Genomic DNA, 13,035 nt, shown 5'->3' on the forward strand with positions numbered 1-13,035 from the left:
GTCTCCTAGCCCTCGGGGTTTCTTTGCGTCGCGCCAGGAGGGAGCTGGTGCGGCGGTGCGCTGGAGCGCGAAGTGGAAAGAAAGATGCGCAGGTCCTGCAGGCCGAAGCGCCCGTAGGCCAGGAAGAACAGCAGCAGCAGGCCCCAGGCGCAGTCGCGGAAGAAGTTGGAAATGCCCAGCAGGTTGAAGGTGCTCGACAGCAGCTGCAGCGCCACCGCCGAGAAGAACAGGCACACCATGCGTCCGTAGCCGCCCTGCGGCCGCACGCCCGCCATCACCGTGATGAGGATGGCGATCAGCAGGTAGGAGTTGCCGTAGTCCGACTTCACGCTCGCGGTGCGCGCGGCAATGATCACGCCGGCCACGGCTGCGAGGAATCCGCACAGCGCGTAGGTCGCGATCAGCATGCGGGCCTGCGAGATGCCGGCGTAGCGCGCCGCCTTGGCGTTGGTGCCGAGCAGGAACAGGCGGATGCCGAAGGGGCTTTGCCGCAGCAGCCAGCCGACGGCCAGCAGCATCACGAGGAAGATCACGAACGGAATCGGCACGCCCAGCACCATCTCGTTGCCGATGGCCGAGAGCGCCTCGGCATCGCCCACGCGCAGGCTGGAGCCGCCCGTGAGCACCACTGCCAGGCCGGTGTAGAGCAGCTGCGTGCCCAACGTGCAGAGGATGGGCGTGAGGCCCGCCTTCGCGATCAGCACGCCGTTGAGCAATCCGCCGGCCAGGCCCACCGCCAGCGCGATGGCGGCGAACCAGCCGGTGTAGAGCCAGGGCGACACATCGAGCGCGGCCAGCTGCGGCGCGAGGGTGGCGGCCACCACGCCCGCCAGGTTGGCCAGCGCCACGCCCGACAGGTCGATGCCGCCGTTGCCCGAGATCATCGACAGCGCCACGCCCATGGCCAGCAGGCCGAGTTCGGGCAGCTGGCCACCCATGGACTGGAAGTTGTAGACGTCGAGAAAGTCCCCCTTGGACAGCACCGTCGCCACCACGAGGATGAGGACGTTGATGCCGACCAGGAAGTTGAGTTCGCGGTCTGAAAACCTGAGCTTCATGGGCAGGGTCCTGTCAGGCGACGCGGGCCAGCAGCGCATCGACCTCGGCGCGCGTGGGCATCGAGGGCGCCGTGCCGGCACGTGTCACGGAGATGGCCGCGACCGCCGCGCCGAAGCGCGCCGCCTCGCGGGCGGTGGCGCCCTCGGCCAGCGCGGCCGCAAAGCCGCCGTTGAAGGCGTCGCCCGCGCCGGTGGTTTCCTTCACCTCGCCGGCGCGGAACACCGGAATGTGCTCGGAGCCGCTGGCGCTGTGCAGCAGGGCGCCCTTGTCGCCGAGCGTGATGAGCGCGCAGCCCACGCCCTTGGCGAGGAAGAAGTCGCCCGCGCGGCGCGCGTCCTCGATGGTTTCGACGGGCATGCCGCTCAGGGCTGCGGCTTCGTGCTCGTTGGGCGTGATGTAGTCGCACAGTGCGTAGAGCGCGTCGTCGAAGGGCAGGGCGGGCGCGGGGTTGAACACGGTGAGCGTGCCGGCCTCGCGGGCAATCTCCAGCCCGCGGCGCGCGGCGGCGGCCGGCTGCTCGAGCTGGGTGACGAACACGCGTGCGCCGCGGATCGCATCGGCTGCCGCATCGACGTCGGCGGCATCGATCAGCATCGCGGCGCCTGGCACCACGATGATGGCGTTGTCGCCGGTGACTTCATGAACGTAGATGAACGCCGCGCCGGTCGGCTGCGCCGTCACCTGCGGCGCGCGCGGCGTGATGCCCTCGCGCGACCACAGGGCGAGCGCGTCGTTGCCGAAGGCGTCCTGCCCCAGCTTGGAGATGAACGTGACCCCGGCGCCTGCGCGTGCGGCTGCCACGGCCTGGTTCGATCCCTTGCCGCCCGGGCCCATTGCGAAGCCAGAGCCGGCGATGGTCTGGCCCACGCCCGGAAGGCTGGACGCGCGAAACGCAAGGTCGGCAACGAAGATGCCGAGCACGGCGACGCCGTGCTGCCTGGAAGTGAGGACGGTCATGGGGTCAGGCCTGCGGCGCGAGCACGCCCTTTTTGAAGATGAAGCAGCCGTAGAAGCGGCGCTCGCCGGTGGCGATCACGCAGTAGGCGCGGCGCGCGGCTTCATAGAAGGCGAAGCGTTCGATCGAGCCCAGCGGGCGCGCGCGCCCCTCGGCGGCGTCGATCTCGCGCTGCATTTCCTGCTGCACCGGCGGGATCTCGTGCGGCTGGCCCATGATTTCCATGCGGCGCGCCGGATCGTCCACCGCCTCGTCGAGCGGCAGCACCGACAGGATGGCGCGCGCCGCTTCCGTGGTGCCCACGCCGTCGATGCGAAGCAGCCGGCCCAGCGTGGTCTGGCGCGCCACCGAGTCGGCCGGAAAGTTGGCATCGCACAGCACCAGTTCGTCGCCATGGCCCATGGCGCGCAGGGCGTACAGCACGTCGGCATTGAGCAGCGGATGGATGGACTTCAGCATGCGGACTCCTGACGATGGAACGGTTCGGTTGGCTGCGATCTTAGGGAAAGAAAACGTTTGCGCAAACGTTTGCTATTGAGGGATTTCCCTTGGTTTTCGAGGCTTTGGAAGCACTGACAGCGCTCATTCGCCATAGGGAATCCAGATGTTCTTGACCTGCGTGGCATGCCGCAGGAACAGCGGGCCTTCGGCCGCCGCGCCGTCGTGCCAGTCGGTGGCCAGGCCGTGATCGACCAGCGTGCGCTTGAGGTTGCCGATCGACAGCCGCTCCGCGGTGCGCGACAGCTCCTTCGCACCGAAGACCCACAGCGCATCGACGTCGTCGTGCTCGGCCAGCGTCTGCGCAAGGCCGGCGACAGGGCCGGTCACGAGGTTGACCACGCCGGCCGGCAGGTCGGAGGTTTCGAGCACCTGGTAGAAGTCGGTCGCGATCAGCGGATGCTTCTCGCTCGGCACGATCACCGTGCGGTTGCCCATGGCGAGCAGCGGCGCGAGCAGGCTCACGAAGGACAAGAGCGGCGCTTCGTCGGGGCACACCACGCCGACCACGCCGATGGCCTCGACGGTGGCCAGTGCCACGCCGCGCAGCGGCGGCACGTGCACCGTGCCTTCGTACTTGTCGGCCCACGCACCGTAGGCGAAGAGGCGGCTCACGGCGGCGTCGACTTCGGCCTGTGCGGCGCGCGCGGCCGCGCCGGTCAGGCTTGTGAGGCGCGCGGCGAATTCGCCGGCCCGCGCCGAGAGGTTTTCGGCCAGGTAGTAGAGCGCCTGCGCGCGGCGGTGCGGCGTGGCGCTCGACCAGCCCGTGGCGGCGCGCGCGGCGGCCACGGCGTTGCGGATGTCCTTGCGGTTGCCGGTGCCCACCTCGCCGAGCCGCTGGCCGGTGGCGGAGAACACGGGGTGCGAGAGCTCGCCATCCGGGCGCACCTGCTTGCCGCCGATGAACAGCTTGGCCGTGCGGTCGATGGCCGGAAGCCCCGCGGCGACCGGTGCCTTGTCTGCCTCGTTCGCAGCTTGGGCAAATGCAGTTGCCGAACGCGGCTTGCGCTCGGCCCATGCGCGCGGCTTCAGGTATTCGTAGCAGCCCTCGCGTCCGCCTTCGCGGCCGTAGCCCGATTCGCGGTAGCCGCCGAAGCCCACGCCCGCGTCGAACAGATTGGTTGCGTTGACCCACACCACGCCGGCCTGCAGCTGCGGCGCGATACCCAGCGCAAGGCCGATGGTCTCGCTCCACACGCTGGCCGCGAGACCGTAGCGCGTGTTGTTGGCCAGTGCCACGGCCTCGTCGGGCGTGCGGAAGGTCATGGTCACCAGCACCGGGCCGAAGATCTCTTCGGTCGCAACGGTGGAGGCAGGGTGCACACCCGTCAGCAGCGTGGGCGGAAAGAAGCTGCCGCCCGCGGGCAGCGCGCCCGGCGGCTGGTAGCAGACTGCGCCTTCGCGCACGCCGGTGGCCACCAGCGAACGCACGCGTTCGAGCTGCGAAGGGTCGATCAGGCTGCCGATGTCGATCGCCTTGTCCAGCGGCAGGCCCACGCGAAGGCTCTGCATGCGGCGCTTGAGGCGTTCGATGAAGTCGGCCGCAATGCCCTCCTGCAGCAGCAGCCGCGAGCCGGCGCAGCACACCTGGCCCTGGTTGAACCAGATGGCGTCGACCACGCCTTCCACGGCGGCATCGATGTCGGCGTCGTCGAACACGATGAAGGGCGACTTGCCGCCCAGCTCCAGCGTGAGCGACTTGCCCGAGCCGGCGGTGGCTTCGCGGATCAGGCGGCCCACGTCGGTCGAGCCGGTGAAAGCGATCTTGTCGACGCCTTCGTGCGCCACCAGCGCCGCGCCCGTGGCACCGTCGCCGGTCACCACGTTCAGCACGCCGGCGGGCAGGCCGGCCTGCGCCGCGAGTTCGGCGAACAGCAGGGCGCTCAGCGGCGTGAACTCCGCGGGCTTGAGCACCACCGTGTTGCCCAGCGCCAGCGCGGGCGCGATCTTCCAGGCCAGCATCAGCAGCGGGAAGTTCCAGGGAATGATCTGGCCGATCACGCCCAGCGGCACCTGGTCGGCGAACTCGCGCTCCTGCAGCTGGGCCCAGCCGGCGTGGTGATAGAAGTGGCGCGCCACCAGCGGCACGTCGAGGTCGCGGGTCTCGCGGATCGGCTTGCCGTTGTCCAGCGCCTCGACCACCGCGAGCAGGCGCGCATGGCGCTGCACCATGCGCGCCAGGGCGTACAGATGCCGTGCACGGCCGTGGCCGCCGAGCGCCAGCCAGCCGGGCTGCGCGGCGCGCGCCGCGGCGACGGCGGCGTCCACGTCCTGCGCGGACCCCTGTGCGATGCCGGCGAGCCGCTGGCCGGTGGCTGGTTCGGCCGTGTCGAAATGCGGGCCGGCCGATGCGGGGGTGAAGTGCCCGCCGATGAAGTGGCCGAAGCCTTCTGCATGGCGCGAGAGCCATTGGCGGGCGTCGGTGTCGCTCTCTGGCGCGGGGCCGTAATCCATGGTGTCGAAATAGCGTGCGACGCTGCTGTTGCTGCTCATCGGGTCATCCGATCGGGTGGCGGTGGAAGGCCGAGTAGCGGCCCGTGACGTGGTGTTCCAGCTGGCGCTCGATGTCGGCCAGCAGGGTGGAGGCGCCGATGCGGAACAGGTCGGGCTCGAGCCAGGCGCGGCCCAGCTCTTCCTTCATGAGCACCTGGTAGTCGAGCGCGGTCTTGGCGGTGGAGACGCCGCCGGCGGGCTTGTAGCCCACGCGAAAACCCGTGCGGGCTTCGTACTCGCGGATCATGCGCAGCATCACCAGCGTGACCAGCGGCGTGGCGTTCACACCTTCCTTGCCGGTGGAGGTCTTGATGAAATCGGCGCCGGCCATCATGCAGACCATCGAGGCCTTGGCGACGTTGCGCAGCGTCTTCAGTTCGCCCGTGGCCAGGATGGCTTTCACGTGCGCATCGCCCGCTGCCAGGCGAAAGTCGCGCATCTCGTCGTAGAGCTTTTGCCACTGCCCGGTGAGCACGTGTTCGCGCGTGATGACGATGTCGATCTCGGCCGCGCCGTCGCGCACCGATGCTTCGATCTCCTTGAGCTTGAGCTCGTGCGGAATCAGCCCCGCCGGAAAGCCCGTGGACACCGCCGCCACCGGAATGCCGGTGCCCGCGAGCGTATCCACGGCCGTGGCCACGAAGCGGTGATAGACGCAGACCGCGCCGGTGTGCAGCGTGCGATCTGCAAAGCCCAGCGCGGCCAGCAGGTCGGGGCGCACGGGGGTCGCGGCCTTGGCGCACAGCCTGCGCACGCGCTCGGCCGTGTCGTCGCCGTTGAGAGTGGTCAGGTCGATGCAGGTGATGGCCTTGAGCAGCCAGCCGGCCTGCGCATCTTTCTTGACCGAGCGGCGACCGGGCAGCGTGGCCACGCGGCGTTCGGCGGCCGAGAGGTTGACGCGGATGTTGTCGAACCAGCCGGCGTCGAAGGGCTGCGCAGTGTTGCGTGCGATGGGGTGCGGCTTTTTGTCGTGCGTCGTCGCGGTGGCAGTGGCTGGAGGCGACGCAGTCGCGGCGGCCGGAATGGGGCGCGAGCGCACCGCGCCGCTGGCGCGAACGAGGGAAGTGGAGGTCATGGAGTGATGAGCGCCGGGGCGCGCAGGCGCCGCGTGAGCGGCAGGCAGGCAAGGGGCATGTCTTTGTCTCCGATCGTTGTGCAGACCGCCGTGCAGGGCCGGTGGCGCATTGGCGTGAATGTTATTTCAATAACATTTATCTGCGCAAGATGTTTTTGAAATAACATTTTTGATGCCCGATACTCAGGCTTGTGGACCAGAGGAACCAGAACATGCGAAAGACCGCCGGCGCCGAGGCCCGGGCCTTGCGCCTTGCAAAGATGCAGGAGCTCGTCGAGGCCGGCGGACCGTTGCCGATCAAGCAGGCCGCCCAGCGGCTGGACGTGACGGAAATGACGATCCGCCGCGACCTGTCGGCCGCCGATTCACCGCTCACCGCCCTCGGCGGCTACGTGCTTGCGACCACGCTGCCGGGCGCCGACAGGTACTCGCTCGACGAGGCCAGCGACCAGCACGCGGCGCACAAGCGCGTGGCCTGCGAACGCGCCGCCACGTGGGTGCAGGCGCACGACAGCCTGTTCATCGACTGCGGCACCACCATGGTCCATTTCGCGGAGGCCTTGCCGCCCGACATGCCATTGAGCGTGGTGTGTTACTCCACGAACATCGCGTCGATCCTCAGCCGCCGGCCGAACACGCAGTTGATGCTGCTGGGCGGGCTGTACCACGCGTCGTCGGCCACGTTCTTTTCCGACGAGGGGCTGCAATATCTCAACCGGCTGGGCGTGAACAAGGCCTTCATCTCGGCCGGCGGACTGGACCTGGAGCGGGGCGCGAGCTGTTCCAATTTTCACGAAGTACCGGTGAAGCAGGCGGCGATCCGCAGCGCGTCGCAGAGCTTCCTGATCGTGGATGAAAGCAAGCTCAATCGCCTGCGGCCCGCTTTCTTCAGTCCGCTCGATGCGTTTGCGCGCATCGTGGTGGGCGGGGCGCCCGTGCCGGGCCTGCGCAAGCAGTTCAAGGATCTGCCGATCGAGTTTGCGCGGCCCACAACCGCTTGAGATGCCGGGCATCGCAGGCCCGCAATCCACGTGGCCGCCGCGCAGGCTTTGCAGCGCAGGACGGAGTGAGGAAAGGAGAGGCCCTGCAGACATTCGGCATCGGCGAGACAATTGCCGCGCCTTGTCCGCCCGGCGGGTGGCGGCAACAAATCCGAACCCTTCTGCGCATGTCAACCCCGCCCGCCGCCTCGACCTCTTCCCCCACGCCTTCGTTCTCTCTTTGGCGCATCGCCGTACCGGCCTTCGCCCCTTCGCTGTTGTTCGGATTGGGTGAGGGTGCCATCCTGCCGATCGTGCCGCTGACCGCGCGCGGCCTCGGTGCTTCCGTGCCCATGGCCGCGCTGGTGATCGCGATGATCGGCATCGGCTCGCTGCTCAACAACATCCCGGCATCGATGATCACCATGCGCTGGGGCGAGCGCTGGGCCATCGTTGCGGCGGGTGTGTGGAGCGGCCTTGGCATGCTCCTGTGCGTGCTGACTTCGCATCTCGGCCTGTTCGCCACGGGGTGCTTCATGGTGGGCATGTCGCAGGCGGTCTACAACCTCGCGCGCCAGAGCTACATGACCGAGGCGGTACCCATCGAATACCGCGCACGGGCGCTGTCGACGCTGGGCGGCGTCATGCGCATCGGCATGTTCGCCGGGCCTTTTCTCGCTGCCGGGGCGGTGCACGTGTTCGGCCTGTCGGCGGCCTATGTGGTCGGCATCGTGGCGGTGATGGCGGCTGCGGCCATCGGCGCGCGCATCCCCGACCTCGAGGCGCCGCCGCTCCCGGCCGGGCAGGCGGCGCCGGCTTCGACGTCCGTTGTCTCGACGCTGCGGGATCACCGTCATGTGTTCCTCACGCTCGGTCTCGGCGTGGTGCTGGTCAGCGCGGTGCGTGCTTCGCGCCAGGCCGTGATCCCGCTGTGGGCCGACCACTTGATGCTTGCGCCCTCGGTGGCCTCGCTGATCTACGGCCTGGCCGGCGGTGTCGACATGCTGGTGTTCTACCCGGCCGGCAAGGTGATGGACAGGAAGGGCAGGCGCTGGGTCGCGGTGCCGTCGATGCTGATCATGGGGCTGGCAATGCTGCTGATGCCCCTGACGTCCGGCGTTCTCACGCTGTTGATCGCTGCACTGGCGATCGGCTTCGGGAACGGTATCGGCTCGGGAATGATCATGACCCTCGGCGCCGACCACTCGCCGCGTCACGGGCGCGCGCACTTCCTCGGCATATGGCGCCTGATGTCCGACATCGGCTCCTCGTGCGGCCCGGCGTTGCTGTCTCTGCTGGCGGGCGGCCTGTCCCTTGCCGCGGGAATCGCCGTCACAGGACTGATCGCCTTCGCTGCGGCGGGGACGCTGGCGTATTGGATTCCGCGCCACGGGCGCTGAATTCCACAAATTCGGCGGTGGTCAATTGCATGGCCCGCCAACTCGCACCAGGCCTGAGGGTCTCTGATTTCGCGCTCGCAATCGGGTCGGGGTAGGGCCGTGCCTCGGAGGATTCATTGATTCCGTGAATCTATTGCTGCCGAAAAACGGCGCACTTGACGCAGCAGTTTCCTTCCAGGACTTCCCAGGCAGAACTCCATCTCCAATTTCCAAACAGGAAATTCCGGAGGCGAAGCTCTGCGCAAACCGGTCTCCATTCGCTGGATGGAAAGGCCGAAGGTGTATCCGCAAACTGCATTCCTAATTCCTTTCTAATTGGTTGCTAATTGTCTTCTAATTCTCTGGTCAGCTTGCGGTCAGTTAATTGCGGAAGCAGCGAAATTACGGGTCGGCACGTGCTCCGTGAATTGGATATTCATCGCTCTTTTGACACATGAATGTCACCCGTTATTTCTACATTCCTCCTCGATCTGGCGCTTCTTGCTGAAAAAGACGATGCCCAGCTGTCCCTTGCCGGTCGGTAAAAACCATCCATAACTCACTGCCCCAGGATATACATGCCAATTCTCAATAAAAAGGCTTTGCTCACGTCATTGACGACGGTTGCAGCTTGCGTGCTCGCCGCTTGCGGCGGAGGAAACGACGGGGGCGGCGGCTTCTTCCCGATCACCACTCCGCCCGCCAGCACTCCCGGCACGACCTTCAGCGGCGTGGTGACCGCCAGCGGCTACGTGCCGGGCAGCACCACGGGCAACCCGACCCTGAAGCCTGGCTACTACCAGAAGGCCACGGTCTTCGTCGATGCCAACGGCAATGGCGTGCTCGACAGCGGCGAAGTCTCGACCACCACCGATGCCAGCGGCAAGTTCACGCTGACGACCACCCAGACCGGACCGCTGGTGGCCGATATCGGCACCGCCGCGATCAATACCGCGACCGGCGCTACCGTGGCCAGCCACCTGATCCTGCGCGCCTCGACTGCCCAGATCGCCGACCAGGGCGCGGGCAAGATCGTCATCAGCCCGCTGTCGAGCGAAGCGCAACGCCTGGTGGAAGCCAACGGCAGCAACTACGCGGCCGAAAAGGCCAACCTCGTCGCACGCCTCAATGGGCCGGCCTTCAATCTGGGCACGGCCGCGTTCACCGATCCACTGGCGGACATCAACACCCTGGCCGGCGCGACCCAGTATGCGGCGCTGTATGAAGACAACCAGCTGACCAACCGCTACACCTACGCGACGACCAAGCTCGACCGCAAGGACCTGTTCCCCGACAACCTGGCCGTCGTGGGCGGCGACCCTCGTCTCGCAGGCCTGTCGAGCGTGACGCTCACCAACAGCGATGGCACCAAGGCCACCCCCACGGTGCCGACGCAGAAGCAGGCGCCCATCACCTTCGCGCAGGCGCAGCAGGCGGCCTTCAACGTGGAAGGCGTGCCGGCTTACGACAACATCTTCGTCATCGTCGAGGAAAACAAGTCGACCGACGTGATCGTCGGCAACCCGCGCGCGGCCAACATCAACTACATCCTGAACAACTACAACCAGCTGAAGACGTACTACTCGACCGGCAACCCGTCCGAGCCGAACTACACCGCGCTGGGCGGCGGCGACGACTTCGGCATCACCGACGACAACTGGTTCGGTTGCGGCGCCGTTCCCGGCAGCCCCTACGAAATCAAGGACGTCGCATTTGCCGGTGGTGCGGCCTCCGACGGCCAGACCATGCCCGCTCAGGGCAAGCTCCCGCCGGCGAACAGCCAGAGCCGCTCCCATTACTCCGCAGCCGATCCGACTTGCGGTGACAACCCGACCGGCGGCACCGTGCACAACATCCCGGGCAGCAACCTGTTCACGGCGATGTCCAAGGCGGGCCTGACCATCCGCACCTACAGCGAGTCGATGAACCCCGGCCAGGACGTGCGCGCCGACAGCATCCTCGATAACGCCGTGACCGCCACGTACGACTCGAGCAAGCTCAAGGGCGCCACCAGCCTCGACGGCTCCGCCCCGCCCACTCTCGTCGGTTCCCCCAACTTCGCCGCGCAGGGCGGCCTCTACAAGGTCAAGCACGGCCCGTCGATCGCCTTCCAGGGCGCCCGCAGCCTGCCCGATTTCGTGGCCAACAACCGCACCATCTTCGGCACGCAGTACCAGGAAGCGGACTGGCTCAAGTCATCGATCTTCCCGGTTCCTGGCGGCTGGATCTACGACCAGTTCGGCAAGGACCTGGACACGGGCGATGTGGGCAACATCAACTTCATCGTTCCGGACCAGTGCGACGACATGCACGGTGTCGGCTCCGACACGAGCTGCGCGAACACCAACAACGACGGCCAGGCCGCCGGCACCGTGCGCGCCGACATCTACCTGGGCATGGTGGTCAACAAGATCCGCAGCTCGGCGCTGTGGAAGAACCCGCACAAGCGCGTCGCGATCGTCGTGATGTACGACGAAGGCGAAGGCGGCAGCAACGGCTCCTGCTGCGGCTGGAACGCGGGCGGTCCGACTTCCGGCGCGGCGCCGGTGACCGTGGACGCGAGCGGCAAGGCGACGGCCACCACCCCGCCGGCCAACTACGCCGCAGGCAACTTCGGTCACGGCAATTCGATCTTCGGCATCATGTCCAACCAGCAGGACGTGGGCACGGCGAAGAAGCAGGTTGCGGACAGCGATGCATACAGCCACTTCGCGTTCCTGCGCACGCTGCAGGACATGTTCCAGATCGCCGACCCGGCCGTGGATGCGTCTTACCTGAACCGCACCAAATACACGGAAGCGTTCATCACGGCCAACATCCTTGCGCTGCCGGAATACCAGAACAGCGCGGACACGCACTTCGACTCCGTACGGCCGATCAACCATGCCTATGTGATCCCGGCCAACTACACCCAGAAGCTGTACGCGAACGACATCGTGGGTGTACAGGACGCCCTCACGGGCAAGCTGGAAGGCCAGATCACCCCGCAGGTGGGACCTGACGCGAGCCAGAACAACGTCTGGGCGACCAAGTAAGCAGAAAGCCGCCCGCCAAGAGGCGGCGTTCCAGGCGGAATCCTTCGCGGGGCCGCCTGGAACAGATTTTTATGGCATTCGAGCTCGCGCAAGGCGAACTCATGCAAGGCGACATGGCAGCTCTTGCGAGATGCAACGGTGAATGATGAATCTGGCAATGGACAAGACAGTCCCGCTCGTCATGGCGCTCTCGGTAGCGCTATTGGCTTTGGTGGCTTGCGATGGCAAGAGCGCGGCAACGACGGCAGGCAGCACCACTGGCCCGCACAAGCCGCCCCTGAGCCTGGGCGCACAGGTCGGGCAGTTGGCCTTCTTCGACAAGAACCTGTCGAGCGGCAGGAACATGTCGTGCGCGAGCTGCCATGACCCGCAATACGCCTACGGTCCGCCGAACAGCATCTCGGTGCAGCTGGGCTCCGACATCAAGCAGACCGGCGCGCGCGCCGTGCCCTCGCTGCGCTACAGGGAATCGACACCGGCCTACGACGATAACGCGCCGAACCCCGACGGCGTGACCACCAGTTCGCCCGGCGGCGGCTTCATGGCGGATGGCCGCGCGGCGACGCTGGCGACGCAGGCCGGAATGCCGCTGCTCAACCCGCTCGAGATGAACAACGCCTCCAAGGAGGCCGTCATGAAGGTGGTCCAGAGCAGCACCTATGCCGGCTTGTTCAAACAGGCTTTTGGCGCCGACGTGTTCAACAACACCGACAAGGCTTTCGACGCCCTCGGCACCGCAATCCAGGCGCTGGAGACTGAAGACATCAGCTTTCACCCGTACAGCAGCAAGTACGACCTCCATGTCTTCAACAAGCTCGGCGGCACGCTGACGCCGGCCGAGCGGCGCGGCGAGGTTCTGTTTCACAGCACCGGCGTCACCAATTGCTCGGGCTGCCACTACACGGGCGCCAACTTCAACGGCAACACCGGCCTGATGACGGACTTCACCTACCAGGCCCTGGGTGCGCCGCGCAATGACAGGTCGATCCCGAACAATCCGGATCCGATTCCGGCCAACGACGACCCGAAATACTTCGACATGGGACTGTGCGGCCCCTACCGCACCGACCACATGCCCGCCACGCCGGACACGCCCAACCCGTACTGCGGCATGTTCAAGGTTCCCGGGTTGCGCAACGTGGCGACGCGGGGTGCCTTCTTCCATAACGGCGTGCTCCACTCGCTGGAGCAGGTCGTCAACTTCTACAACACGCGGGATACCAACCCGGAGTATTGGTACCCCGCCAACAACGACGGCTCCGGTGCGCCGCAGGCCAACCCGGGCTGGGCGTTGCAACCCACCCACGTGCCGGGCGCAACGGTCAACAAGTACAACGACCTGCCGCGCTCGCAGCAAGGCAGCATCGACGAGGAAGTGCCGCTGGGCACCGGCGAGGGCGGCGAGAAGACGCTTGCCAGCGGCACGCGGCCGCGCGCGCCCGGCTCCCCACCGGTCATGACACCGCAGCAGATCGCCGACCTGGTCTGCTTCCTGGGCACGTTCAGTGACGGTTACCAGCCTCCCTCCGCTGCACCGACCACGGGCAGGTGCGTGAAGTGA

The 13,035-nt window shown here is 66.9% G+C and carries 9 protein-coding genes; 4 read left to right on the forward strand and 5 right to left on the reverse strand.

Annotated elements, in window-relative coordinates:
* Positions 1 to 5 precede the first annotated feature (5 nt).
* From ACZYSP_RS32185 to deoC, 5 genes are all read right to left on the reverse strand, one after another.
* Positions 6 to 1,058: an ABC transporter permease gene (locus ACZYSP_RS32185; protein ID WP_489018560.1), complete on the reverse strand. Its 1,053-nt coding sequence runs from the start codon at positions 1,056 to 1,058 to the stop codon at positions 6 to 8.
* Between the two features lie 13 nt (positions 1,059 to 1,071).
* A complete protein-coding gene (gene rbsK, locus ACZYSP_RS32190; protein ID WP_489018562.1) occupies positions 1,072 to 2,016 on the reverse strand; it encodes a ribokinase in 945 nt (314 codons plus the stop codon).
* 4 nt (positions 2,017 to 2,020) lie between these two features.
* Entirely contained in the window at positions 2,021 to 2,473 is a 453-nt protein-coding gene (locus tag ACZYSP_RS32195) for an RbsD/FucU family protein (RefSeq protein WP_093059596.1), read from the reverse strand.
* Positions 2,474 to 2,596: 123 nt separating this feature from the next.
* Positions 2,597 to 5,005 (reverse strand): aldehyde dehydrogenase family protein, encoded by a 2,409-nt coding sequence (locus ACZYSP_RS32200; protein ID WP_489018564.1) that lies wholly within the window; start codon positions 5,003 to 5,005, stop codon positions 2,597 to 2,599.
* Positions 5,006 to 5,009: 4 nt separating this feature from the next.
* Complete coding sequence (deoC, locus tag ACZYSP_RS32205; protein ID WP_489018566.1) at positions 5,010 to 6,080, reverse strand: deoxyribose-phosphate aldolase; 1,071 nt, start codon at positions 6,078 to 6,080, stop codon at positions 5,010 to 5,012.
* A gap of 212 nt (positions 6,081 to 6,292) precedes the next feature.
* On the opposite strand from deoC, the gene ACZYSP_RS32210 reads away from it, so the two are divergent.
* From ACZYSP_RS32210 to ACZYSP_RS32225, 4 genes are all read left to right on the forward strand, one after another.
* Complete coding sequence (locus ACZYSP_RS32210) at positions 6,293 to 7,081, forward strand: DeoR/GlpR family DNA-binding transcription regulator (RefSeq protein ID WP_093059624.1); 789 nt, start codon at positions 6,293 to 6,295, stop codon at positions 7,079 to 7,081.
* Between the two features lie 167 nt (positions 7,082 to 7,248).
* Complete coding sequence (locus ACZYSP_RS32215; protein WP_489018568.1) at positions 7,249 to 8,460, forward strand: MFS transporter; 1,212 nt, start codon at positions 7,249 to 7,251, stop codon at positions 8,458 to 8,460.
* A 557-nt stretch (positions 8,461 to 9,017) separates the two neighbouring features.
* A complete protein-coding gene (locus ACZYSP_RS32220) occupies positions 9,018 to 11,474 on the forward strand; it encodes an alkaline phosphatase family protein (protein ID WP_489018570.1) in 2,457 nt (818 codons plus the stop codon).
* Positions 11,475 to 11,631: 157 nt separating this feature from the next.
* A complete protein-coding gene (locus ACZYSP_RS32225) occupies positions 11,632 to 13,035 on the forward strand; it encodes a cytochrome-c peroxidase (RefSeq protein ID WP_489018572.1) in 1,404 nt (467 codons plus the stop codon).

The organism is Variovorax sp. F042 (assembly GCF_057814215.1).

Bases quoted from the DNA above. Each gene is read 5' to 3' on its own strand.
- ACZYSP_RS32185 (WP_489018560.1), bottom strand. From the start codon at position 1,058: ATGAAGCTCAGGTTTTCAGACCGCGAACTCAACTTCCTGGTCGGCATC.
- rbsK (WP_489018562.1), bottom strand. From the start codon at position 2,016: ATGACCGTCCTCACTTCCAGGCAGCACGGCGTCGCCGTGCTCGGCATC.
- ACZYSP_RS32195 (WP_093059596.1), bottom strand. From the start codon at position 2,473: ATGCTGAAGTCCATCCATCCGCTGCTCAATGCCGACGTGCTGTACGCC.
- ACZYSP_RS32200 (WP_489018564.1), bottom strand. From the start codon at position 5,005: ATGAGCAGCAACAGCAGCGTCGCACGCTATTTCGACACCATGGATTAC.
- deoC (WP_489018566.1), bottom strand. From the start codon at position 6,080: ATGACCTCCACTTCCCTCGTTCGCGCCAGCGGCGCGGTGCGCTCGCGC.
- ACZYSP_RS32210 (WP_093059624.1), top strand. From the start codon at position 6,293: ATGCGAAAGACCGCCGGCGCCGAGGCCCGGGCCTTGCGCCTTGCAAAG.
- ACZYSP_RS32215 (WP_489018568.1), top strand. From the start codon at position 7,249: ATGTCAACCCCGCCCGCCGCCTCGACCTCTTCCCCCACGCCTTCGTTC.
- ACZYSP_RS32220 (WP_489018570.1), top strand. From the start codon at position 9,018: ATGCCAATTCTCAATAAAAAGGCTTTGCTCACGTCATTGACGACGGTT.
- ACZYSP_RS32225 (WP_489018572.1), top strand. From the start codon at position 11,632: ATGGACAAGACAGTCCCGCTCGTCATGGCGCTCTCGGTAGCGCTATTG.